Consider the following 25,143-nt stretch of genomic DNA (forward strand, 5'->3'; position numbering starts at 1 on the left):
CTTAGTTTGTTCGTAATTTTACAAAAAAGTGAATTTTGGAAAAGAAAAAGATTGTCATTTTAGGTGCTGGATTTGCCGGACTTAAATTAGCCCGTAAATTAAATAATAACCCACACTTTTCTGTTACACTTATTGACCGTTATAACTATCATCAATTTCAACCTCTTTTTTATCAGGTTGCTACAGCAGGAATTAACGCTAGTGATATTTCATTTCCAATACGAAAAGTATTTCAAGGAAGTAAAAATGTCAGCGTACGATTAGCTGAAGTAACAGCAATAAAAAAAGAAGCTAATATTGTTGAAACCACAATCGGAGATTTTTCTTACGATTATTTGGTTATTGCCATGGGATGTACCACAAATTTCTTTGGTAATAAACAAATTGAGGAATTATCATTCCCAATGAAATCCACAAACGAAGCTTTAACGCTAAAAAACAGATTGTTAACAAATTTTGAAAGTGCTTATTCTGCTGAGTCAGAAGAAGAATTAGAAGAAATTTTAAACATTGTTGTTGTTGGTGGAGGACCAACTGGAGTAGAACTTTCTGGTGCAATTGCACACATGAAAAAACACATTCTACCAAAAGATTATCCAGATTTAGATTTCTCTAAATTGAATATTTATTTGATTGAAGGAAGTCCTAATTTATTAGGACCTATGTCTGATTTAGCTCATAAAAAGTCTCACGAATATTTGACAAATATGGGAGTGCATATTTGGACAGAAGGACGAGTTACAGATTATGATGGAAAAACTATTTCCTTAGCTGACGGACGCACAATCAAAACAAAAAATTTAATTTGGTCTGCTGGTGTTACAGGAAACATTCCTGAAGGAGCTGTTTCTCAGGAAGAGTTACAAAGAGGTAACCGTTTTAAGGTAGATCGTACAAGTAAAATTATTGGAACTGATAACATATATGCTATTGGTGATATTTCTTGTATGGAAACACCTAAATACCCTCATGGACATCCTCAATTAGCACGCGTTGCTGGGGATCAAGCTATGAATTTAGCCAAAAATTTCAATAAAATTGGACAAGGTTTATCGGAAGATAAATTAGCTTTATTTGAATATCAAGATCCAGGCTCTATGGCTACAATAGGAAAACATAAAGCTGTTGTTGACTTACCTAAATTCTCTTTCTCTGGGCGTTTAGCATGGTTTACATGGATGTTCTTACACTTAATGTTAATCTTGACCGTTCGCAACAAACTGGCAATTTTCTTCAATTGGGCTCAAAATTATTTTACAAATGATTCATCATTACGTATTATTGTTCGTCCAACGAAAAAAGATTTTAGATTTAATTTGAAAGGTTATCGCCGTTTCCCAAAGAATCGTGATAAAGAAGTAGAAGCTTAATCAAAAAAGTATATCAATAAAAAACACCGCTAAAAATTTAGCGGAGTTTTTTTTATCTATAAATTGAAATTTTATTTTCTTGCAGAAGGTCTTCTCACTCCTGTTTTTACTCTTTCTGTTGTTGCTGATTTTGCATTTACAGCACCTTTTGCAGATTTGTTGTATAATTGAATGAAATCAAACAATCCGTCAAAATCACCCGTCAATGTTTTACCATTCGAAACTCTCAAAGCAAAGTTTGTAGACAATAAACTTCTGTTATAAGGATCAAAATAATTTTTTAAGTTAATAGATCCTGAAGAGAAATCTGTATCTAATAATGCAAATGTTCCTGAATTAAGAACTGGTACATAATTTTGCATAATAGGATCTTCGTAATATTCGATATAATCCAATCCTCTATCATTATTTTCTGTTACGTAAGTTCCATTAAAATTTAAATCACCTCTTTGAAAGATTTCTAAATACAAATAAGAGCCATATAATTTTCCATTTTTAGGAACCGGATTCGTCGATAACTCTACACTATAATAATATCCTCCATCTGCTTTTTCAATATCAGCTACAACTGCATTTCGAAGCGGAAATGATACACCATCATAATTGATTTGTCCAACATTAACAATTTCAGGTTCATAATAGCCATCATCATTATTCACACAAGATGTTAATGAGATAGACGAGACAGCTAACATTGCTAAAAATATAATTTTTTTCATAATTTCTAAATTTTCAAACTAATTATATTGCCAGTATTACAAATAGCGTGCTAAAAAATAACAACAACTAGTTTTAGCATAAAAAAAGTGTTACACAATCGTGTAACACTTTGATATTAAATAAAATATTTTTTAACAAAGAAAATTATCCTTTGATAATGATTTCCATTTTTTCTTGCTCTTCTAAAGCTAATTCCAAATCAACTAAGATACGTCCTGAATGTTCGTCAGCGATAATTTTTTTACGTTGAGCGATATCCATTTGTCTTTGTGGTGGAATTGTAAAGAAAGATCCCGCAGAAGCTCCACGTTGTACAGGAACAACAGCTAAACCATTTTTCACAGAATTTCTGATACGGCTGTAAGCGTCTAATAATCTTTGTTCGATTTTAGCAGAATATTCAGAAGATAATTTCAATAAATTACTTTCTTCTTTTTCTGTATCTTTTACAATTGTATCCAACTCAGCTTGTTTGTGAGATAAATGCTCTTTCATTGAATTTAATTTTGCATTAAATTCTTCAACTTGTGCATTTTTTTGAGAAATTTTAACTGTAAACTCGCGAATACGTTTTTCAGATAACTCAATTTCCAAACCTTGATACTCAACTTCTTTAGCTAAAGCATCAAATTCTCTGTTATTTCGTACGTTATCTTGTTGTTTCGTGTATTTTTTAATTAAAGCTTCAGCATTTTTGATTGCTTCTTTCTTCAATTTAATTTCTTCATCCAAACCTTTAGTTTCGTCAACTATTTTTTGGATTCTCGTTTCTAATTGTGCAACATCGTCGCTCAAATCTTCAACTTCTAAAGGTAATTCACCTCTTGTGTTTCTGATTTCATCTAAACGTGAATCAATTAATTGCAAGTCGTATAACGCGCGAAGTTTTTCTTCTACGCTTAGTTCTTTGATATTTTTTGTTTCAGACATAGTTAACAATAATTAACAGGATTGGTATTAATTCCAGAATTAAAGACCACAAAATTAGTAAATTTTTCTTTAAGATACGAAGTTATTAAGTTTTTTGTAAACTGTTCCGATTCAAAATGCCCAATATCTGCCAAAACAAGCTTATTTTCAGCAGTAAAAAAATCGTGATATTTCAAATCTGCCGTGATATAAATGTCCGCTCCAGCCGAAATTGCATTTTTTATTCCAAATGCGCCAGAACCTCCAAGTACAGCAACCTTCTTTATTTTTTTGTTTAATAATTTCGAATGACGAATAACGGGTGTATTCATTTGAGTTTTTAGATAATTGAAAAAATCGAGTTCTTCCATTTCATTTTCTAACTCTCCAATCATTCCAATTCCAATATAATTGTTTTGATTATTCAACGAAATAACAGAATATGCAACTTCTTCGTACGGATGATTTTTGAACAAAGCATTCATCACATCACCTTCCAAATGTTGCGGAACCACAACTTCTATTCGCGTTTCGTTTACTGTTTCCAGCTTACCAACTTCTCCAATAAAAGGATTTGCGCCATCAATTGGTCGAAAATTTCCTTTGCCTTCTATCGCAAAACCGCACGAATCGTAATTCCCAATTTTCCCTGCACCCGCTTCATACAACGCAGATTTCAATTGCTCAGCATGTTCTGTTGGAACATAAGTTATCAATTGTTTGATGGTTTGAGACTTTGGAATAAGAATTTTAGTATTCAATAAAGATAATTGTTCAGAAATTTTGAAATTAACACCAACTTTCGAATTATCTAAAGCCGTATGCGTTGCATAAATATTAATTCCATTTTTGATTGCTGTCATCACTGCTTTTTCAACATAATTTTTTCCGTTAAATTTCTTTAAACCAGAAAAAATAATTGGATGAAAACTCACAATCAAATTACAATTTTTCTCAATCGCTTCTTCCACAACTTCTGGGGTTGTGTCCAACGTTACCAAGATTCCTGTTACCTCATCATTGTAATCACCAACTAGCAATCCAACATTGTCAAAATCTTCTGCATACGCCAAAGGCGCTATTTCTTCCATCGCCAAAGCGACATCTTTTACTCGTATCATTTCTCTTTTAAAAGCAATTTTTCTGTAGGCAAATCATTTTCGATGCCTTTCCAATACGATTCAAAATTAAACTTTTCTAACAACTTTCTCGAAGCAACATTATCAGGATCGATAACAGCCATTACTTGCAAATCTGGAAATTTTTCTTTTGATTCTGCTAATAAATGTTCACAAATCATTGATCCAAAACCTTTTCTCCAAAATTCTTTTTTCAATAAATAACCTATTTCAAGTGAATTTTCGATGTGTTTGTTGTAAACCAATTTACAATCACCTAAAAGATTATCATTTTCATCATAAACTTTGAAAAAACCTAAATTTTCATCAACTTCTCCTTTTTCTAAAATTGAAGTGAATTTATGATTTGCTTGCTCTTCATTCAAACCTTTGCCAGAAATGTATTTCATCACTTCGTCGTCCTGAACAAGTTTAAAAAAGTTATTAAAATCTGTAGGTTTATATTTTTCGAACCGAATTTTCTTCATGAAATTTTGTTAATGCTTTTAATAAATTGATTTGATTAATCGTACGATTTAGATTTTGTTTTGGATAAGAAATCGAATAATAAATATCGTTTTCTAAATAATCTGCCAAAAATCTAACCGCTTGAATATAAATCACAATATACGCAACAAAATCCATATTATCAAGCTCGACAGGCGTTAACACATTTTTTAGGTGTTCTTGAAAACCATTTTTGACAGCCAAATAATAATCCGCCGAAAAACCATTTTCTCCATTTGGATCGTCTTCTGCTTTCAGATTTGCGTATGTACGAATCATATCTCCAAAATCGCACAAAATATTCCCTGGCATTATTGTATCCCAGTCTATCACAGCAATTGCTTGCGAATGATTATCATTATTAAATAAGAAATTACTAATTTTTGCATCAGCATGAACGACACGTTTTGGGAAATCTATTTCTAAGTATTTTTCAACTTGATATAGATTATCCAAAATATAAGCAACTTCTTCTTTCGTTTCTTCTAAACGCTCTATTGAAGCATTTTTCAATGCATTTTTGAAATCATTTACACGTTTATGATAATCTAAAAACCCGACAATCGAAGGATGAATTTCATCAACATTAACATCTAACAAATACGAATGAAATTCACTAATTGTTTTCGCCGCTTCATACGCTTGTTCCGCAGATTCCACTTTCTCAAAACAAATAGAATTTGGAATAAAAGAAGTCATTCGCCAAATTTCTCCATCTTCTTTTGCTAATAAATTTCCTTGCAAATCTTTTACAATTTCGATTACCGAATTTTGATACCCCTTTGATTTTAGATGACGAGAAATGATGTCAATATTGTTAGAAATTACTTCTGGTTGAGGAAAAACGTGCGTGTTTATTTTTTGTAAAATATATTTTTTTCCCTCGTACCCAACTTCATAAGTAGAATTAATCCAACCAGAACTGATTGGATTAATACTAACTTGATCTATATTTTCGAAATAATGTTTTAATATTTTCTCCATTATAATTTATGTCCAAAGTGAATTTGGATATTTTTGATCATTGATTAAATTGTGAATAGAATTTACTACAACTTCTCTGTCTTCTGGATAAGTCATTCCGAACCAATTGTCATCCGATTTTTCTACAATCACTTCCAATTGATCTTCTTTGATCATATCATTTACAACTTTCGGCAAGAAAAATTCTGCTTTCAATTGAGAAGCATTTTCGTGAAGAAATTCCTCAAATTTATCTTCTAATTTTCTAAAAATAGAAGGATGTAAAACGAAGAAATTCATCGATACAGTCGTATCTCCATCTAATGGTAAAACGTTATTATCTTCTTCGAAAACAATTTCTCCATTCTCGTTAGAATAGATATTTGTACGCTCTACTACATTCTCCAAATGACCGTTAGTTACTGTACAAACTCCGCGAGAAACAGAACCATTTTCGCTAATCGTATTGGCCAATTTGTACGCAACCATACCATAAGTATTTGCTGTAATTTTTTCGTTTTGAACCAATTCATTTGCTTTCTCAAATGCTTTACGACCATAAAAATCGTCTGCATTAATCACAATAAATGGATTATTTAAATGATTTTTTGTAATCATTAAAGCATGTCCCGTTCCCCAAGGTTTTTCTCTTTTTTCTATTGTATCGTAAATTCCTCTCGGAACAGAAGTATACGTTGTTTGGAGAACAAACTCAGCTGAACCTCCATTTTTTTCAATTAAATTTTGAAAATATTTTTTGGTTTCAACATCAAGTTGATCATTAATAATGAATACAAAATGTTTTATTCCGCAAGAAAAAGCATCGAAAATTGAATATTCCATCAACGTTTCTTTACTTGGTCCAATTGGATCAATTTGTTTTTGTCCTTTGTAGCGGCTTCCCATTCCACCTGCTAAAATGACTAATGATAAGGTTTTAGATTCCATAATCTTCTGTACCAAAAACTGGTTTTCTTGTTTTATATTTTCCTCTTGTAAAATCTGGCATTTCTTGAGAAGCACCATTTCCTTCGATAGATTTTTCACTTAATGGTGTTACTGCATACCAAGTTGCTAAATCGTATACATCGAATGGGAATTCTTTGTTTGCTTTAATACACTCGATAAAATCATTCATTAAGAAGAAATCCATTCCTCCGTGTCCTGCTCCTTCTGCTTGAGTTTCGTATTTTTTCCAATATGGGTGATCGTAAGTTTTTAAATGATCTTCTGAACTCGCCCATTTGTGAGAATGTTTCATTTCATCTTCGAAATAAATGAAACCTTGACTAAATCCTCCAGAACCGATATCTTGCCAAATACCATCAGTTCCTTGAATACGGAAACCTAAGTTATATGGACGCTGTAAAGATGTATCATGTGTTAATAGGATTGTTTCTCCGTTCTCACATTTTAACATTGTTTGAACAATATCTCCTTGTTTAAATTTAACCTTTGCATTTGGATGATCTGCACCTCCATTCTTCACGATATAATCAGTTAAACCTGCTTGTTGAGAAGCCATAGAAGTTAAGTGTGTAATTCTATTTCCACGGTTAACATCCATCATTGTACCAATTGGTCCTAAACCATGCGTTGGATATAATTCTGCATTACGTTTTACATAATGATTTGTACGCCAAGCAGCTTCAGAGAAACCTTTGTCTCCAAATTCAACTCCACCACCATAAGGTTGTTTACCATCATTGAATAATACATTTCTTAAATCGTGTTGGTAACCACCTTGTCCATGAACAATTTGACCAAACATTCCTTTACGAACCATATTCATTATAGCCATCACATCGCGACGGTAACAAACATTCTCCATCATAAATACAGGAACTTTGGTTTTTTCATAGGTATCTACGTAATCCCAACATTCTTGCAAATTCATTGCTCCACACACTTCTAAACCAACAATTTTACCAGCATTCATTGCTGCAATTGTTTGCTCAGCATGAAACTCCCATGGCGTAGCTATAATTACAGCATGAATTTTCTTATTCTTATATAATTTTTTATATCCATCTAAACCTTTAAAATACTCTACAGGTTTTTTCTTGTATTTCGCAAAAATTTTGTTCGAACGATCAATCATTCGTTGATCTGGTTCAGCGATCCCAACGACTTCTACATCATTTCTTTTTAACAATTCATCTAAATGTACCTGTCCTCTCATTCCACAGCCAACAATTCCTACTCTCACTTTATCAATTTTTGATGAAAAATCAAATAATGAATCTGGTGATACTAATGCTACCGTAGATGCTGCAGCAGTCGATTTAATAAAATTTCTTCTGTCCATAGTTGTATTTAATTGTTTGCTTTATTTTTTAAAAATGCAAAATATGAAAAAAAATCAATAAAACTTTCTGCTTATCAGTAAAATTAGTAGGTTTTAGGCGAATCCTTAGGAATTACTATAATAAATTCTGTCGTAGTAACATTTTCGTTTTTTGATTTAATTGCAGATAATTTTTCATTTAAATCTTCACTTTCTAGAATTTCAATTACAGCGATTTTGAGCTCAGGTCGAAAATATTTCAAATACCAATAAATTCCGCCATAATTTTTAGAATGATAATCACCATTGTAATGAATAAATAGATTATTTTTCTTCAAATTATTCAAAATTGATTCTGACATAGTAGCATCCTTTGTAGCTTGTGCTGCAACAAACTGTTTTGCCTTCACTCCAGCGTGATCTCCCATCATTCTTATCATTTCAGGATAACCAGGCGCATCATAATCTATGGTAATAGGAAGTTTCGCAATATAAGCTTTCTCATTGTTAGAAATAGTATCCAAAGATTCAAGCCCATTCTTAGCAACATACGAAGCATATTTGCGCGTTACATTAGTCGCTATAAAATCTAAATTCTTCTCTTTTGCAAAATCTACAAGCGGTTTATAATCTGTTTTGTAATTATTCCAAAGCTTTGTACTCTTTTGAAATTCTTCATCCGTCGTTTTACCTTTCAAATAATTCGTTAAATCATTTTGTTGATGACGCTCGAACATTTCTGCTCCGAGTATCAATTGATTTCCTTTTATCTTATACAATTCTTTTGTCGTTTGCAATTGCAACCAATGATTTACTGCATTATTATGATGTTCGCCAAATAAAACCACATCATATTTCGCTAATTCTTTAATCATTTTATCAAAATCAACCTTCTTTTCTTGTTGATTATAAATTTGATAAATTTTTCCGTTTTGCGCTTTAGCCTGAATTGTAAGTACAATTAATAAGGTATAAAGTATCGTTCTCATGTTATTTAAATTAATTCTAAATTGTAACAAATTAACGAAAAACTCTACATATAAAGAAAACAAATTCAACTACTATGAATAAAGTTCTTGAAATTAATCAACTTACAAAAAAATTTGGCAGTTTTACAGCGGTCAACAATGTCACTTTTTCGGTAGAAAAAGGAAACGTTTATGGATTACTTGGTCCAAACGGAAGTGGAAAATCGACAACATTAGGAATGATTCTTAATGTGATCAATCCTACAGCGGGTTCATGGAAATGGTTCGATAAGGAACCAGATAACGATTCGTTGAAAAAAATTGGAGCAATTATCGAAAGTCCAAAATTCTATCCTTATTTATCAGCAGAAAAAAATCTTGAAATTGTTGCGGATATTAAAGAAGTTAATTACGCAAAAATTGACGAAAAGCTTGAATTAGTCGGATTACTTTCTCGTAAAAAAGATAAATTTCAACAATATTCGTTGGGAATGAAGCAACGTTTGGCTATTGCGGCTGCGTTGTTAAATGATCCTGAAGTGTTGATTTTAGACGAACCTACAAATGGTTTAGATCCGCAAGGAATTATTCAGATTCGTGAATTGATTATTAAAATTGCACAACAAGGCACAACAATTATTTTAGCAAGCCATTTATTGGACGAAGTAGAAAAAGTATGTTCGCATGTGGTGGTTCTTAATCAAGGTAAAATGCTTTATGCGGGTTCTGTAGATCAAATGAATTCGAGTTTTGGAAGCATTGAAGTTGCTGCGCAAAATATGGAAAGTTTGGAATATACATTAAAAACGTTCTCATTCGTTTCGAAAGTTACCAAAGAGAATAACAAACTTTTTGCTGTTTTATCAGAAGAAAAAGATCCTGCAGAAATCAACAAAATGCTTTATGAACAAGGGATTATCGTAAATCATTTGGTAAAACGTAAAGAATCTTTAGAACAACAATTTTTCCAATTAATCCAAAAACAGAACTAACATGAAAAGATTATTTAGCATAGAATGGAATAAATTATTCTACAACAAAGGAACACGAATTTTCATTATTTTATACTTCGTGATGATTCTGTTAATGGGAATTACGTTGCCAAATTTCAAACCAAATATGAATGGAATTGAAGTTGATTTAATCAAATTGGGAGCATTAGAGTTTCCTGTAATTTGGCATAATATTACGTGGTTAATTGGTTTTGGAAAATTCTTTTTAGCTATTATTGTCATTAATAATATTACCAACGAATATTCTTTCGGAACTTTCAAACAAAATACAATTGATGGTTTATCGAAAACAGAGTTTCTTAACACTAAAGTTTTGATGAACGTTGTGATAACATTGATTTCTACATTTTTAGTTGGCGTTTTAGTTTTTGCATTAGGTTCTATTTTTAGCGAAAAATTTGATTTTGTAAACGGAATTGAATTCTTAGGTGGATATTTCGTCGAAATCTTCGCTTACATTGTTTTCGCCATGTTTTTATCATTTTTATTAAAGAAAAGTGCTTTTGCGATTTTATCTTTAATTGTTTTGAATATTATAGAATCTGTTGCTAAAGTTGTTGAATTTTTAGTGCGTTTTGGTAAAAATCCTCCAAAAAATCCTGAAGAAATTAAAATCTTAACTAATTATTTACCACTAAACTCAAACGGAAAAATAGTTGATTATCCTTCTGTAGATATACAAAAAGCGATTATGGAAGGAAAATTATTTGTTGCGGATCATTTACAATGGGAATATTTTGCTGCAAATGTTTTCTACATCATTTTATTTCTTGGTTTATCCTTATTAATTATCAAGAAAAGAGATTTATAAATTATAACGTTTCATAAAAACAAGAAAACCTCCAAATTTGGAGGTTTTCTTGTTTTTATGAATTCATCTTATCGTTAATGCTTAAATTTATTTTTCTTGACAAATTGTAGAAAATTCATATACATGTTTCTCTAAATCTCTCCAAGAAATATCACTTTTATATTTATCTACTAACGTTTGACATGACTGATACATTGGAATAAAAGCGTCTTTGTAATCAGACTTCTCTATTTTATACGCTGTTTCTCCATCTTTTGAAATATAATAAGATTTATCAATTCATCCAGCAACTTTAATACCTCCAAAACCTAAAGAAGTCGTTTCACCTGCATAAGGATCATGATATACTTTGATTGTAGAACTGAAATCTGGATTTAGAAGTTGCATTAACATATTCGTTCTTTTTTTCTTAACCATAACAGGAACATTCTCAAAATAAACATATCCTTGACCAGTCAAGGCATTATTCAATCTTTTATCTGCATAATTATTCACTTCATGTAATGCTTCTGACATTTTTGTAAGTTTATTCAACTTTGTTGGCATCAAATACATCGATTTAACTTGTTCGGGCTTCAGTTTTATCTTTTTATTATTACCATCTTTAATTACAATTTCCTCTATCAAACCTTTTTTTCGGTCAATATCATCTACAGTTCCTTGTAATTCTGTACCATCTGCTAATGTTAAATAAACAATTTCTTTATGCGAAAATGCATCTGATGGTTGTAAAAACTCTTGTCCAAAAGCAATCCCTCCTAATAGGATTGCTAAAAAAGTAGTCTTTTTCATAATTAGATTTATTATATAGTTGATTATAAGTTATATCAACAAATATAATCGAATTAATATTTGTTTTACATTTTTTTATTATTCTGATTTTATTTTTAATAATCATAAAACGGAATTATAACAATTCATCAACAAAATATGCACATTGAAAATAAATAATTCATTTAAATTTTGCAGTTTTCTTCTTCAAAGCAATTTACAATATCAGTTGTTTGTTTATCTTTGCAACTATGCAAATGACAAATTTCGAAGAGTTAAAAACTCTTTTAAAATCAACACCAAAGAAAATTGCAATTCTACCGCACAAAAATCCTGATGGAGATGCGATAGGTTCTACATTGGCGATGTATCATTATTTGAATAAATTGGGACACACGTGTAACATTGTTTCACCAAACGATTTTCCGAAGTTCCTAAAATGGATGCCTTCAGCAAAAGATATTGTAATTGCAGATTACCGACCAAAAGTTGCCGAAGCAATTATACATCAAGCTGAGTTGATTTTTATCTTAGATTTTAATACTGTAAAACGAATTGATGACTTAGGAAACTGGGTTGAACGTTCGAAAGCGCCAAAAATATTAATCGATCATCACCGCGAACCAGATACATTTGATTTTATGTATTCGGATATCGAAATGCCAGCGACTTGTCAAATGGTTTATAATTTTATCGAAGCGATGAATGATTTGGATAAAATTGACAAAGGCATTGCTGAATGTATTTATACTGGAATAATGACGGATACAGGTGGATTCCGTTTTCGTAATACATCGGCAGATACGCACAGAATTGTGGCAGAATTGATTGATAAAGGTGTAGAAGTTGACAAAGTGACTTCGTATGTTAACGATTCGCAAACGCAAGGACGTTTAAAATTGTTATCATTAACCCTAAATAATCTAACTTTTTTACCAGAACATCGTACAGCTTTCATGTTCTTAAAACGCGAAGATTTATTAGCAAATGGTTTTCAAAAAGGAGATACAGAAGGTTTTGTAAATTATGGTTTGAGTGTAGAGAATTTTATCTTTTCTGTAATTTTTATTGAAGATACACATCATAATTTCATTAAAATTTCGTTACGTTCTAAAGGTGATTTTGATGTGAATGAATTTTCTCGCAAACATTTTAATGGCGGTGGTCATATGAATGCGGCTGGAGGTCGTTCGGATATGAATATGGAAGAAACAATTGCTTATTTCCAATCACTTTTACCAGAATATCAAGAAAAATTAGCTAGTATCGTTATCTAATGAAAAAAGTTATTTTATTCACTTTCGCTGTTTTTGCGTTAATGAGTTGTGATCAAAAAGTGATACAATATCCCGTTTCATATTCTAATGATGATTTTATGAAACGTTCGCAAGAGCGTGGAAAATTATTGCATCAAGAAGAATTGCAATGGTTTGATGATTATATGAAAACATCTGACCTAAAATTTGTTAAAACGAGTTCGGGTTTTTGGATTTCGAATAGTGGTCAACGAACAGCTCAAACAGCTAATAATGGAGATTATATCGAATTTGAATATCAAGTAACTGATATCGAAAACAACATTTTATATTCGTTTAACGATAATAAAATTCAGAAAATAATTTTAGGAAAAGCTGATATTGTGAGAGGTTTACAAGCTGGTTTACAATTAATTCCTGAAGGTGAAACTGCTAAATTATTGTTACCTTCGTTTTTAGCTTATGGAGGTTATGGCGATACGCAAAAAATTGCGCCAGACTCGCCTATTATTATGGATGTAAAAGTTTTGAAAATAAAAAAACACTAATAAACACAAAGACTGTAAAGTTAAAATGAGAAAAATATTATTAATCTTAACTGTCATCACTACCCTTGTTAGTTGTGGCGTTAAAATTCCAAAATCGATGAGTAAAGAAGAATTTAAAAGTTTAGAAGACGGATTGTATGCAAAAATGACAACAAATCATGGTGCAATGACAATCAAATTATACGAAGAAGAAGCGCCAATGACGGTTGCTAACTTTGTTGGATTAGCAGAAGGTACAAAAGAAAATAAAGCAAAAGCAAAAGGAGTTCCTTTTTATGATGGAATCATTTTTCACCGTGTGATCAAAGATTTCATGATTCAAGGTGGAGATCCAGACGGAATTGGTACAGGTGGACCTGGTTACGATTTCGAAGATGAGTTTGAACCAACTTTAAAACACGATAAAAAAGGTGTTTTATCTATGGCAAATTCAGGACCAGCTACAAACGGTTCTCAATTCTTCATCACAGAAGTTCCTACACCATGGTTAGACGGACGTCACACTATTTTCGGACAAGTTGTAGAAGGTTTAGATGTAGTTGATTCTATTGCAAATGTAGAAAAAACGCCAAGTGATAAACCAGTTGTTCCAGTTGTAATTGAGAAAGTAGAAATCGCTCGTAAAGGTGATAAATATGCTAAATACAACGGAGCTGAAGCATTTGAAGCTGCAAAAGCAAATCACGCAAAAAAACAAGCTGAAGCTGAAGCGAAAGCAAAAGCTGAAAAAGATGCAGAAATTGCTCGTCAAAAAGAATTAGAAGCAAAAGCTCAATCAACTCCTTCTGGATTAAAATATGTAATTTTAGAAGAAGGTAACGGAGCAAAACCAGTTCAAGGAGATCCAATTCAAGTACATTATACTTTACGTTTAAACGATGGTGAAAAATTAGATTCTTCTTACGATCGCAATCAACCATTAGATGCTACAGTTGGTGTAACAGGATTAATCCAAGGTTGGATGGAAGCATTAACAATGTTCAACAGAGGTTCTAAAGTTTTCTTAATTATCCCTGCTGAATTAGGTTACGGATCAAGAGGTGCTGGAGGTGTTGTACCACCAAATGCAACTTTATATTTTGATATGGAAGTTTTAGATAAATAATTTATCTATTCAAAATAAGTAGAAAAGCCACTCAAATTGAGTGGCTTTCTTTTTGTCTACATTTTTGAAATAACTATTTTACCATTCTCAATTTACAACCAGCTACTACGAAAAAATTGTAAACTTTAACTCCTATTAGTGTTTCATGAAAAGACAATTTAAAAACAATTTAAATAATTACAATTCAATATTTTAATACAATTCACTCCACATACTTGGAATGCGACTGATAAGCAAACTAATCAAGTTAGAGCTAGTTTTATACAAGATATTCATCATTATTTTGGATGGTATAATAACGTAATCGAACTTTGACAAATAAATAAGGTGTTGAAAATCTGGCGAATGAAATTGCGAAAAAGTTCAAAGATTACAAAATCATTCTTTTCTGAATATAATGCAGAAACTAATCTTAAAAGAAAAATCATTTCAGATAAAATTATTTGGAACTATGATACAAAATATAAAACTTCTCAAAAAGAAGCCACTACGAAAGATATTCATGTGGAACTTTAATGAGAAATAATATAATAAAAAAGGCTTAAAATTAATTTTTAAGCCTTTTTCAAAATAATCATATAAGTTATTTCCAAATATATTTTTCACCTAACCCTAGTGTAGATTTTATAATATAATTACCTTCATCATTTTTCTCTGTAAGAACTAAAATTGGATAATATTCTCCAGCAGGTACTAGTTTTGTAATGTTAGAAGTAAAAGTTAGCTTTTCTGCCTTAGTATTTCCAGAAATCGGAAATATATCGAAGTTTAATAATTCAAAACCATCTATTTCTTTTGCATCTGAAATATTTTGTTTTGAAAAATAAACCAATAACTTTAACTTATTTGTTGGTTTTGACCCTAAATTTTGAATAGAATTATTGATTCCATCTACGGTAACCATCAAAGTATTAAAATCAATTTCTAACTTCCAAACGCCTGATAATTTTACTTTTCTATTTGCATTTTCTATATCTAAAGAACTCTCAACAGGTGTGTATATATCTGATAAAGTAGCGTCTATATTCTTTGTAGAAGCTAAAGTATTATCATTTGTAACCTGAGGTAATTCTACATTCTTTACAACTTTATCAATTAATATATTATTAGATTCTAAAGAAATTTTATTACTCAAAACTTTATAATTCAAAATAGAACCAGATTCTTTTTCTTTCAATAACAAAATTGGTGTATAATCTCCTTGTGATAAGGCTTGTACATCAGATCCTTTGAATGTTACAATCACATTATTGAAACTAGTTCCGTTACCTTCTAAATTCCCTAATTGTGCATTTGTATTGATTTTATTCGGTAAATTATATAAATCTACAGATGTTTTTGATGGAGCAAAATATAAATCAAGAAATAAAGTCTGACTTGTTTTGTTTGAATAATTTGTCAATTTTCCTCCAGAAATTTTATAGTTAGATGTATTTCCGTCGTTAGAAATTTTCCATATTCCTTCAAAAGAATAATCTTTATTAATCGTTGTTGGTAAATTAGTAATGTTTATACTATCTTGTTGAGCAGCAACAAAACTACTCGCCATAACAGTTGTGGTTAAAAATAGTTTAGTAAAAATATTCATAGGTTATATTTTAAGCTTTCTCACAAAAATAAGAATTTTATTTACAAAAAGTGTTTAAAATCGGATATTTTAAAATTTATATGCAAACTATTAATTTTTGATTAATTAATTTTGCGTCGAATTATAGAATCATGACTAAAATATCACCAAAAGATACAGACCAGTTTGACAATTTTGTTCACAAAGAAACAACGACATTTGAAGATTTAACTGTTTTCGATCGCAATAATTTGGCACCAATATCTATTGATAATCAATTTGGTTTAATAGATAAAGAAGGAAATGTAATTATTCCGTTCGAATATCAAAAACTTGTACTTACAACTGTTAATGCCTACAGCGCACAAAAAGATAATAAGTGGGGAATTATAACAAAATCTAACCAAATTTTGATTCCGTTCGAATATGATTTAACAAGTGATTTTATTGAAAATATTTGTGCTGTAAAAAAAGATGGAAAATGGGGGTTTATTGATTTATTAAATCAAGTTGTGATTCCGTTCGAATATGATGGTTGTACAGATTTTAGAGCTGGTTTAGCTGGAGTTGAAAAAGATAGAAAATGGGGAATGATTGATAAAAATAATCAGTTAATTATAGATTATCAATACGAATATTTAACGCCAGTTGATCAAAATTTTGCCACTTTTGGAGAAGCTACTTCACTAAAAATTGAGCGTCCAGATATATTAGCTTATTTTCCATATTTCTTATCAAAAGAGAATTATTTGATGCATTTTGGTTTAATTTCAACAAAAAACGAACAAATTTTAGGTCCAATTTCTGAATTACCAATTTTAGAAAGTTTCGAAAATCAAGCTATTATTCGTCAAAATTATCAATTAGGTTACTTAAAAGATGGAAAAAATTTTGTGAAATTTGAACAATTTACAATCGATCCTTACGAAGAAAAAATCTTAACTCAATTAGGAGTGATGAAATAAAAAAAGAGCTTTTCTGAAAGCTCTTTTTTATTATCTATTGTTTTGGTTTGTATTGCATATGTTCATGATTTTCGCTCATCAACATTTTTTCCCCTACCACTTCAAAACCTTTTCTTTCGTACAATTTCTTTGCATTTGGATTTGTAAAATCGACCAATAAACCTAAAGTTTTGCCTTGCTTATTTCCTATTCCATCAATCAAATAATCCAATATTTTAGAACCTATTCCTTTTCCTCTAAAATCTTCAGAAACTGCAATTGTGTCAATATATATTTCACCTGCTTGTGTTTCATCTTGCGGATGAATAATTTGGTTATAATCATTTTTCAATAATTCTAGAACTGGTTTTCGAAGTTCTTCTAATTTTCCTCCATCATAAAAAGTTGTTGTTCCAGCAAATTGATTATCATATTCTACAACAACTGTATTTTGATAACTATATTGATTTTCTTCTTGTTCAATTAATTTTTTCAAGAAGTTAACTCCTTCTTCATAATCTGTTTTTCCAATAAAATCATAAACGATTTTATCCATCGCTAACATCATCAATCTTGCAATTGATAACGCATCTGTCTTTGTTGCTTCTCTAAAATTTAACATAAAAAATAGCCTTGAGATTTCTCAAGGCTAAGTTAGCAATAATTATTTTGAAATTATTTCGCTTTTAATTTATCTAACGTATTGTTATATCCTTCTTTTGCTTTTTCTCCAGCTTCTTTCGCTTCTGCTTTCACATCTTTTGCAGCTGCATTGATATCAGCTTTTGCATCTACTTTATCTACAGTATTATTCACTCCATCTTTTACATCTTGCGCAGCATTATTTACAGCAGCTTTTGCATCAATCCACGCTTTATTAGCATCGTCATAAGCTTTTTGTGCAGCTTCTGTTGCAGCTTTATCACCTTTCGCTTTTGCTTCATCTAAAGCTTTTTTTGCTTCGTCTACTTTCGCTTTTGCATCAGTTTCTGATAATGTAGTTGTTGTAGTTGTCGTTTCTTTGATAACAGCCGTAGAATCATTAGCTAATGAATCTACAGTTACATTAGTTTCAGTTGTTTTTGAAGTTTCTTGTTTACAAGAAGTAGCAAATGATAATGAAGCAACTGCCACTAATACAAATAATTTTTTCATAGTTGTTTATTTAATTGTTTTAATAATAGAATCAATTCTAACAATTTTAATACCAAATTGCGAACGATTATTGAATTAAAATTAAATCTTTTCAGAAAATAAAACAAGATTTTTATAAATAATTATTGATTAGAAGCACTTAACATACGATCATTTCCAGAAATATCTTTGTGAATGATTACATTTTGATAAAACTTTTGGAATAATTGTTTTGTTTCTTCTCCCAAATATTGATTGATTTCGCAATAAATTTTTCCATTCTCTTTCAAATGATTTTTAGCAAAATCTATTACTCTTTCATAAAAAATTAAAGCATCATCATTTTCAACAAAAAGCGCCAAATGAGGTTCAAAATTCAAAACATTTTGATGCATTTCTTCTTTTTCAAGATTTCGGATATAAGGTGGATTTGAAATAATTACATCAAATTTCTGGTTTAATTGAATATCCTCCAGTAAATTATTGTGATAAAAATTTATATTAACTTTTAAATTTTCAGCATTTGATTGTGCTATTTTCAATGCATTTTCAGAAATATCTAATGCTGAAACATTTGCATTTGGAAATAATTTTGCCAACGAAATAGGAATACATCCTGTTCCTGTTCCTAAATCAATCATAGAAATATCTTGATTTTGAGCATAATCATTTCTAATTAATTCAACCAATTCTTCCGTTTCTGGACGAGGAATTAATGTATGTTCATTCACAAAAAAGAAATCGTTATAGAAAAAAGCTTTTCCAGTAATATGTTGTATCGGTTGACCTTTTTTTAATTGTTCTAAATCTGATAAAATTTCAGTCGTTAATTCAATTTCATCTCGGCTAGATAAATCAAGATTCAACTTATCTTCTACATAAATCATGAAAATATGAGAAGCTTCTTCTTTATCATATAGTAATTGCAATTTATCTAAAAACAATTGTTTTAGCTTAACTAAAGTCATTCTGTTAAATTTTTGTAAAGTTAGATTTTATTAATTGAAAGTGCACGATTCTTGATTTCTAAAAAAGTAACCAAAAAATAAATCACAATGAAAATGAATAAATTATTATGTGCTGTTACAATGTTATTTATTAGTCACCTTTCTTTTGCGCAGATAGAAATTGATGGAAATAATAAAAAACTAACATTAGATTGTAAGGGACAAAAAGTAGAAGTTGGCGGAAGTGGACATGTGATCAATTTGAAAGGAGATTGTACCAAAGTTGAAATCATGGGAACAAATAATACAATATCTGTTAATGGATTAACTTCTGCTGAATTAGCTGGCGAAGGAAATACATTATATTATCGTAAAGCATTATCTAAAAATGGTAAATTACCTCAAATAATTGAGGGAAACAACAATACAATTATCAAAAAGCAGTAAAAATCTTTTCATTTATTATGTCTTTAATAGTTAGAATCTCTTTCTTAATTGTATTATTAAAGAAAGGGATTCTTTATTATTTTAATGTTTAACCCAACTTCATATCACCGTCTTTTATCCAGTTTTTCTTTTTCATAAAAATGTAAATTAAATATGAAATAATTGCTGGAGCAATGATTTGCAAAATCAAGATTGACGTTAATATATATGATGTATCGTATTTCGATTTCATAGCATTGAAAGTTCCTATTTGTCCAACCAAACCACAAGAACCCATCCCCGATTCTAGAGCTGTATTTTCCATATTGAAATAAATAATTGCAATTGGACCTATAATCGCTGAAGCTAAAGTTGGTGGAATCCAAATTTTCCAATTTTTATAAATGTTCGGAACCTGTAACATACTTGTCCCTAATCCTTGTGCTAAAACACCTTTCAAACCATTATCCTTAAAACTGATTGTAGCAAATCCAATCATTTGTGCACAACAACCTATTGTTGCAGCTCCAGCTGCTGAACCGTCTAATTCTAACATTAGACACAAAGCAGCTGATGAAATTGGTAAAGTCAAAACCATACCGACAATTACAGCAATTACAACTCCCATTATCAAAGGATTAGAATCGGTTGAAAATATAATTATTTCACCAATCCATTTCATCATTTGTTGAACAGAAGGACCAATGATTTGTGCTAAGATTACTCCAACCAAAACAGTAATAATCGGTGTAATTACAATATCTATACGTGTTTCGCCTGCTACCATTTTTCCCACTTCAACCGCTACAATTGTCGCTATAAAAACACCTAAAGGTCCACCTAATTGATATGCTGCAATTCCTATAACTGCTGACGAAAATAACACCAATTGAGGTGCTCGTAAACTATAAGCAATAGCCAATGCTATCGCAGGTCCTGTCGCTTGATTCGCAACTGGCCAAACAATATCAGTTAAAAAAGAAATATCTAACTCTTCACCAATAGTTTTCAAAATTGTACCAACCAATAAAGTCGCAAATAAACCATAAGCCATTGCGCCCATTGCATCGATAAAATATCGTTTTGCAGAAATTTGTATATCTTTTTTGAGTAGGAAATCTTTCATGAATTAATTATTCTAGTACAAAGATGAAATAAAATGTTGTATTTATTTTTATTATATTTAATAACTAATCAACTACCTAAGAAAAATGAAAATCAACATATATTTAACATTATCAATATTCTTAACTATAATTTCTTGTCAAAAAGAAGATAAAATTTCCGCAAATTTAGATTCTCCTCAAAGGATTATAACTACTCAAGTAAAAGATACTATTAAATCGTTAAACATTTTTTATTCAAATAAAAACAATAATATATTAAGAGTTTTTGTTCCAAATAAAAATCAAACTAATTCATATTTTTATTCAGATACTGCAATCGTTTTGAAAATTGAATCTATTTCAAGTTCTAACAAACGAAAATTAGTTGATTTATTACATTTAGATTGGACATATTTAACAATCGATAGCGCAAGTATTAATGTAAAAACTTTTCAGAATAAACCTTTTTTATTTTTTTCAGCTAAAACTGATTATATGGGTAGAGCAGTCAATATAAAATCTGTCTATTTTTTGGATGATTAACACGAAAAACATAAAAGAGAATTATAAGCTCACCTACACTGGTTACTTATCTCCTATTTGTGATGAATGTATCAAAGGTGATTTTGAAAAAAATAATCTCCCTAAAGAAATAGAAAATAGTTTATTAGATTTTGCCAAAACTTCAAGTTTAATATTAAAAAAAACGAATAAAAAAGAAGATACTTATAAAGATTATGAAGATAAATGGCAAATGGATAATAATCTAGATGGACATTTCGGAGCAGGAAATCTTGAACCACTACATAAAATTTATTCAACTTATTACAAAGAGAATTTATTTAAAATTGGAGGTGGTTCTTCTACAAAAATTGAGAATGATGATTATATTATTAATTCTTATTTTAGAGGTAATTTGATTGGATATGATAAAAATAAAAAAGTATACTTTCCAATTCTTGTCGAAAGCTGTAGTTATTCATGCGATAAAAAAATTGAGTTTGTAAATTCAAATACAATCAAAATAGAATACGAAGATTCAACTGAATATGAAATTGATTTATCAAAAATAATATTCAAATAAAAAAACCTCCGCCAAAATTTAGCGAAGGTTTTTACAATATTAAAAAATTATATTTCTTACATATTTCTACGATACTGCCCACCTACTTCGAACAAGGCAGAAGTAATTTGCCCTAACGAACAAACTTTGGTAGCTTCCATCAAAACTTCAAAAATATTTTGGTTGTTAACAGCTGCTTGTTGCGCATCTTCCAATGCACTTTCAGCTTGTTGTTCATTAATTTTATTCAAATTTTCTTTAGTGTGAATTTGGAATTGTTTTTCTTCCTCTGTCGCACGAATTACCTCCGCAGGCACCACGGTTGGCGAACCTTTTGAACTTAAGAACGTATTTACACCAATAATTGGGAACGTTCCGTTGTGTTTCAATGTTTCGTAATACAATGATTCTTCCTGAATTTTAGAACGTTGATACATCGTTTCCATTGCTCCTAAAACACCTCCACGCTCTGTAATACGATCAAATTCTTGTAAAACTGCTTCTTCAACTAAATCTGTTAATTCTTCTATTATAAACGAACCTTGAATTGGATTTTCGTTCTTTGCCAAACCTAATTCTTTGTTGATAATCAACTGAATAGCCATTGCACGACGAACCGATTCTTCTGTTGGCGTTGTAATTGCTTCATCATACGCATTGGTGTGCAATGAGTTACAGTTGTCGTAAATTGCATATAAAGCTTGCAAAGTTGTACGAATATCATTGAAATCAATTTCTTGTGCGTGTAACGAACGACCCGAAGTTTGAATATGGTATTTTAACATTTGCGCTCGTTCATTAGCTCCGTATTTATTTTTCAAGGCTTTTGCCCAAATTTTACGTGCCACACGACCAATTACCGAATATTCTGGATCGATACCATTCGAGAAGAAAAACGATAAGTTTGGCCCAAACGCATTGATATCCATTCCGCGAGATAAATAATACTCAACATACGTAAAGCCGTTTGCTAATGTAAACGCTAACTGCGTAATAGGATTCGCTCCTGCTTCTGCAATATGGTAACCCGAAATAGAAACCGAATAGAAATTACGTACATTTTGATTGATGAAATACTCTTGCACATCCCCCATTAAACGCAACGCAAATTCAGTTGAGAAAATACACGTATTTTGTGCTTGATCTTCTTTTAAAATATCTGCCTGAACCGTTCCACGAACTTGAGCTAACGTATTTTTCTTAATTTCAGCATACACATCCGCAGGTAAAACTTGATCTCCCGTTACACCTAAAAGCATCAATCCTAAACCATCATTTCCTTCTGGTAAATCGCCATTATAACGAGGTCTTTCCAAACCTTTATCTTCATAAATAGCTTTGATTTTTGCTTCAATTTCAGCTTCTAAACCATTTTCTTTGATGTATTTCTCACAATTTTGATCAATCGCGGCATTCATAAAGAAACCTAACAACATAGGTGCTGGTCCATTAATCGTCATCGAAACCGAAGTTGCTGGATGCGATAAATCGAAACCAGAATATAATTTCTTCGCATCATCTAAACAACAAATCGAAACTCCGGCATTACCGATTTTTCCGTAAATATCAGGACGATGACCAGGATCATTTCCATACAATGTTACCGAATCAAACGCTGTAGACAAACGCTTTGCAGGCATTCCTTTCGATACATAATGGAAACGACGATTGGTTCTTTCCGGACCACCTTCACCAGCAAACATACGCGTTGGATCTTCGCCTTCACGTTTGAAAGGATATAATCCTGAAGTAAATGGAAACTCTCCCGGTACATTTTCTTGTAAAACCCAACGTAAAATATCGCCCCAAGCTTCGTACTTTGGCAACGCAATTTTTGGAATTTGTAAGTGTGATAAAGACTCAGAATGTGTCTGAATTTTAATTTCTTTATCACGCACTTTAAATGTATAAACTGGATTTTTATATTTATTTACCTTTTCATCCCAAGTCGTAATTACTTCCCAGTTGAAAGGATCTAAATTCATTTTTAATTTATCAAATTCAGCTAAAAGAACTTTAACCAAATCAGCATTATCAGTTCCAGAAATATCAATCCCGTGTTGAGAAATCGTTGGCGTTTTTCCAGAAAGTGTTTCAATTGTTTTAAAGAAACCATATAGTTTTTGAGCAACATCTCTCTGCGCATTTGCACGCACATCATATCCACGATTATTCTCTGAAATCTCAGACAAATAGCGCGTTCTTGAAGGTGGAATAACAAAAATCTTTTCAGACATTTCTTTTGTAATTTGAAAAGATGATTTCAAATCGGCACCTGTTTTTTCAACAACTTTATCAATGATTGATTTGTATAATTGATTGGTTCCTGGATCGTTAAATTGAGAAGCAATTGTACCAAAAACTGGCATTTCATCAGGATTTACATCCCACAAATTATGATTACGTTGATATTGTTTTTTTACATCGCGCAACGCATCTAAAGCACCACGTTTATCGAATTTGTTAATCGCAACAATGTCAGCGAAATCTAACATATCAATCTTTTCCAATTGCGTTGCAGCACCAAATTCCGGTGTCATAATGTACAATGAAGCATCAGAATGATCTAAAATTTCGGTATCTGACTGACCAATTCCAGAAGTTTCTAAAATAATCAAATCATATTTCGCTGCTTTCAACACCTGAATTGCTTCCTCTACATATTTAGATAACGCTAAATTTGATTGACGAGTAGCCAACGAACGCATATAAACACGAGGATTGTTGATAGAATTCATACGAATACGATCGCCTAACAAAGCGCCACCTGTTTTCTTTTTTGATGGATCAACAGAAACCAAGGCAATTGATTTTTCAGGAAAATCAATCAAGAAACGACGAACTAATTCATCAACCATCGACGATTTTCCTGCTCCACCTGTTCCCGTAATTCCTAAAACTGGTGCAGATTTATCAGCTACTTTATCGAAATCAAATGCTTTTAAAAAGTCTTCTTCACGATTTTCAGCCAACGAAATTAATCGCGCAATCGTCGTGATGTCTTTATCTTCTAATGATTGATACACATCTTTTCCTTCTGGTAATTCTAATGCCCCTGTCGGAAAATCTGCTTTCTCTACCATATCATTAATCATTCCTTGCAAACCTAATTCTCTACCATCATCAGGAGAGTATAAACGTGTAATTCCATAATCCATCAATTCTTTAATCTCTGACGGCAAAATTACACCTCCACCTCCACCTACAATGCGGATGTGACCTGCTCCTTTTTCTTGAAGCAAATCGTACATATATTTGAAATATTCGTTGTGCCCTCCTTGGTAAGATGTCATTGCAATTGCATTTGCATCTTCCTGAATCGCTGTATTTACAACATCTTCAACAGATTTATCGTGACCTAAATGGATTACCTCGCAACCCGTTGCCTGAATGATACGGCGCATAATATTGATCGACGCATCGTGCCCATCAAACAAAGCCGCTGCGGTTACAATTCGCACTTTATTTTTGGGAGTGTATACTTCTTGTATTGGATGTACAAACTTTTCTTTCTTTTCTTCTTGAGTAATTTGTGACATTTATTTGTGATTTTGATTTTTATGACTCTTGCTAAGATAACATAAATTTCAATGTTTTTAGTACAGATGAA

At 31.1% G+C, this 25,143-nt stretch carries 26 protein-coding genes; 11 read left to right on the top strand and 15 right to left on the bottom strand.

Annotated elements, in window-relative coordinates:
- The first annotated feature begins 35 nt into the window (after positions 1-35).
- Complete coding sequence (locus B2217_RS06265) at positions 36-1,370, top strand: NAD(P)/FAD-dependent oxidoreductase (RefSeq protein ID WP_291122209.1); 1,335 nt, start codon at positions 36-38, stop codon at positions 1,368-1,370.
- A 71-nt stretch (positions 1,371-1,441) separates the two neighbouring features.
- Here B2217_RS06265 and B2217_RS06270 read toward each other — a convergent pair whose 3' ends face one another.
- The 8 genes from B2217_RS06270 to B2217_RS06305 form a co-directional block, all read right to left on the bottom strand.
- Positions 1,442-2,089: a hypothetical protein gene (locus tag B2217_RS06270; protein ID WP_291122210.1), complete on the bottom strand. Its 648-nt coding sequence runs from the start codon at positions 2,087-2,089 to the stop codon at positions 1,442-1,444.
- Positions 2,090-2,234: 145 nt separating this feature from the next.
- Positions 2,235-3,020, bottom strand: a complete 786-nt coding sequence (locus B2217_RS06275; protein WP_115000894.1) for a zinc ribbon domain-containing protein — start codon at positions 3,018-3,020, stop codon at positions 2,235-2,237.
- A 2-nt stretch (positions 3,021-3,022) separates the two neighbouring features.
- On the bottom strand, positions 3,023-4,120 hold the full coding sequence (locus tag B2217_RS06280; protein ID WP_414647361.1) for a Nif3-like dinuclear metal center hexameric protein: 1,098 nt from the start codon (positions 4,118-4,120) through the stop codon (positions 3,023-3,025).
- Positions 4,117-4,605: a GNAT family N-acetyltransferase gene (locus B2217_RS06285; protein ID WP_180904602.1), complete on the bottom strand. Its 489-nt coding sequence runs from the start codon at positions 4,603-4,605 to the stop codon at positions 4,117-4,119. The genes B2217_RS06280 and B2217_RS06285 overlap by 4 nt, the downstream gene beginning before the upstream one ends.
- A complete protein-coding gene (locus tag B2217_RS06290; RefSeq protein ID WP_180904603.1) occupies positions 4,577-5,608 on the bottom strand; it encodes a phosphotransferase enzyme family protein in 1,032 nt (343 codons plus the stop codon). Before B2217_RS06290 ends, B2217_RS06285 begins: the two co-directional genes overlap by 29 nt.
- Before the next feature lie 6 nt (positions 5,609-5,614).
- Complete coding sequence (locus B2217_RS06295; protein ID WP_180904604.1) at positions 5,615-6,535, bottom strand: nucleotidyltransferase family protein; 921 nt, start codon at positions 6,533-6,535, stop codon at positions 5,615-5,617.
- Complete coding sequence (locus B2217_RS06300) at positions 6,525-7,895, bottom strand: Gfo/Idh/MocA family protein (protein WP_180904605.1); 1,371 nt, start codon at positions 7,893-7,895, stop codon at positions 6,525-6,527. Before B2217_RS06300 ends, B2217_RS06295 begins: the two co-directional genes overlap by 11 nt.
- Positions 7,896-7,978: 83 nt before the next feature.
- Positions 7,979-8,863, bottom strand: coding sequence for a ChaN family lipoprotein (locus B2217_RS06305; protein WP_180904606.1), 885 nt, complete (start codon positions 8,861-8,863; stop codon positions 7,979-7,981).
- 74 nt (positions 8,864-8,937) lie between these two features.
- On the opposite strand from B2217_RS06305, the gene B2217_RS06310 reads away from it, so the two are divergent.
- Positions 8,938-9,834, top strand: a complete 897-nt coding sequence (locus tag B2217_RS06310) for an ABC transporter ATP-binding protein (protein ID WP_180904607.1) — start codon at positions 8,938-8,940, stop codon at positions 9,832-9,834.
- Between the two features lies 1 nt (position 9,835).
- Positions 9,836-10,666 carry an ABC transporter permease gene (locus B2217_RS06315; protein ID WP_180904608.1) on the top strand — a complete coding sequence of 277 codons (831 nt, stop codon included), beginning with the start codon at positions 9,836-9,838 and terminating at the stop codon, positions 10,664-10,666.
- Between the two features lie 279 nt (positions 10,667-10,945).
- Here B2217_RS06315 and B2217_RS06320 read toward each other — a convergent pair whose 3' ends face one another.
- Complete coding sequence (locus B2217_RS06320) at positions 10,946-11,458, bottom strand: hypothetical protein (RefSeq protein ID WP_180904609.1); 513 nt, start codon at positions 11,456-11,458, stop codon at positions 10,946-10,948.
- Between the two features lie 230 nt (positions 11,459-11,688).
- Here B2217_RS06320 and B2217_RS06325 point away from each other — a divergent pair, with 230 nt between their 5' ends.
- The 4 genes from B2217_RS06325 to B2217_RS06340 all read left to right on the top strand — a co-directional run bounded on the left by B2217_RS06325 (position 11,689) and on the right by B2217_RS06340 (position 14,862).
- On the top strand, positions 11,689-12,714 hold the full coding sequence (locus B2217_RS06325) for a DHH family phosphoesterase (RefSeq protein ID WP_180904610.1): 1,026 nt from the start codon (positions 11,689-11,691) through the stop codon (positions 12,712-12,714).
- A complete protein-coding gene (locus B2217_RS06330; RefSeq protein WP_180904611.1) occupies positions 12,714-13,241 on the top strand; it encodes an FKBP-type peptidyl-prolyl cis-trans isomerase in 528 nt (175 codons plus the stop codon). The genes B2217_RS06325 and B2217_RS06330 overlap by 1 nt, the downstream gene beginning before the upstream one ends.
- Positions 13,242-13,266: 25 nt before the next feature.
- Positions 13,267-14,346: a peptidylprolyl isomerase gene (locus B2217_RS06335; RefSeq protein ID WP_244957946.1), complete on the top strand. Its 1,080-nt coding sequence runs from the start codon at positions 13,267-13,269 to the stop codon at positions 14,344-14,346.
- A gap of 345 nt (positions 14,347-14,691) precedes the next feature.
- Positions 14,692-14,862 (top strand): hypothetical protein, encoded by a 171-nt coding sequence (locus B2217_RS06340; RefSeq protein ID WP_180904612.1) that lies wholly within the window; start codon positions 14,692-14,694, stop codon positions 14,860-14,862.
- 67 nt (positions 14,863-14,929) lie between these two features.
- Here the strand turns inward: B2217_RS06340 and B2217_RS06345 are convergent, their stop codons facing one another.
- A complete protein-coding gene (locus tag B2217_RS06345; RefSeq protein ID WP_180904613.1) occupies positions 14,930-15,934 on the bottom strand; it encodes a hypothetical protein in 1,005 nt (334 codons plus the stop codon).
- 131 nt (positions 15,935-16,065) lie between these two features.
- Here B2217_RS06345 and B2217_RS06350 point away from each other — a divergent pair, with 131 nt between their 5' ends.
- Entirely contained in the window at positions 16,066-16,878 is an 813-nt protein-coding gene (locus B2217_RS06350; protein WP_291090351.1) for a WG repeat-containing protein, read from the top strand.
- 34 nt (positions 16,879-16,912) lie between these two features.
- On the opposite strand, the gene B2217_RS06355 is transcribed toward B2217_RS06350, so the two are convergent.
- From B2217_RS06355 to prmC, 3 genes are all read right to left on the bottom strand, one after another.
- Positions 16,913-17,479: a GNAT family N-acetyltransferase gene (locus B2217_RS06355; RefSeq protein ID WP_291122211.1), complete on the bottom strand. Its 567-nt coding sequence runs from the start codon at positions 17,477-17,479 to the stop codon at positions 16,913-16,915.
- A 53-nt stretch (positions 17,480-17,532) separates the two neighbouring features.
- The gene (locus B2217_RS06360) at positions 17,533-18,012 is read right to left on the bottom strand and encodes a hypothetical protein (RefSeq protein WP_280038042.1); all 480 of its coding nucleotides are present in this window, start codon (positions 18,010-18,012) and stop codon (positions 17,533-17,535) included.
- A gap of 122 nt (positions 18,013-18,134) precedes the next feature.
- Positions 18,135-18,959, bottom strand: coding sequence for a peptide chain release factor N(5)-glutamine methyltransferase (prmC, locus tag B2217_RS06365; RefSeq protein ID WP_291122212.1), 825 nt, complete (start codon positions 18,957-18,959; stop codon positions 18,135-18,137).
- Between the two features lie 93 nt (positions 18,960-19,052).
- On the opposite strand from prmC, the gene B2217_RS06370 reads away from it, so the two are divergent.
- Positions 19,053-19,385 (top strand): DUF3060 domain-containing protein, encoded by a 333-nt coding sequence (locus B2217_RS06370; RefSeq protein ID WP_160279610.1) that lies wholly within the window; start codon positions 19,053-19,055, stop codon positions 19,383-19,385.
- An 88-nt stretch (positions 19,386-19,473) separates the two neighbouring features.
- Here the strand turns inward: B2217_RS06370 and B2217_RS06375 are convergent, their stop codons facing one another.
- The gene (locus tag B2217_RS06375) at positions 19,474-20,490 is read right to left on the bottom strand and encodes a PTS transporter subunit IIC (RefSeq protein ID WP_291122213.1); all 1,017 of its coding nucleotides are present in this window, start codon (positions 20,488-20,490) and stop codon (positions 19,474-19,476) included.
- 85 nt (positions 20,491-20,575) lie between these two features.
- Here B2217_RS06375 and B2217_RS06380 point away from each other — a divergent pair, with 85 nt between their 5' ends.
- Positions 20,576-21,013: a hypothetical protein gene (locus B2217_RS06380; protein ID WP_180904620.1), complete on the top strand. Its 438-nt coding sequence runs from the start codon at positions 20,576-20,578 to the stop codon at positions 21,011-21,013.
- The gene (locus B2217_RS06385; RefSeq protein ID WP_180904621.1) at positions 21,006-21,554 is read left to right on the top strand and encodes a hypothetical protein; all 549 of its coding nucleotides are present in this window, start codon (positions 21,006-21,008) and stop codon (positions 21,552-21,554) included. Before B2217_RS06380 ends, B2217_RS06385 begins: the two co-directional genes overlap by 8 nt.
- Before the next feature lie 56 nt (positions 21,555-21,610).
- Here the strand turns inward: B2217_RS06385 and B2217_RS06390 are convergent, their stop codons facing one another.
- Positions 21,611-25,072: a methylmalonyl-CoA mutase family protein gene (locus tag B2217_RS06390; RefSeq protein WP_221627908.1), complete on the bottom strand. Its 3,462-nt coding sequence runs from the start codon at positions 25,070-25,072 to the stop codon at positions 21,611-21,613.
- Positions 25,073-25,143: the final 71 nt, after the last annotated feature.

Origin of the sequence: Empedobacter sp. UBA7620 (assembly GCF_002484185.1) — a bacterium.
GTDB lineage: Bacteria > Bacteroidota > Bacteroidia > Flavobacteriales > Weeksellaceae > Empedobacter > Empedobacter falsenii_C.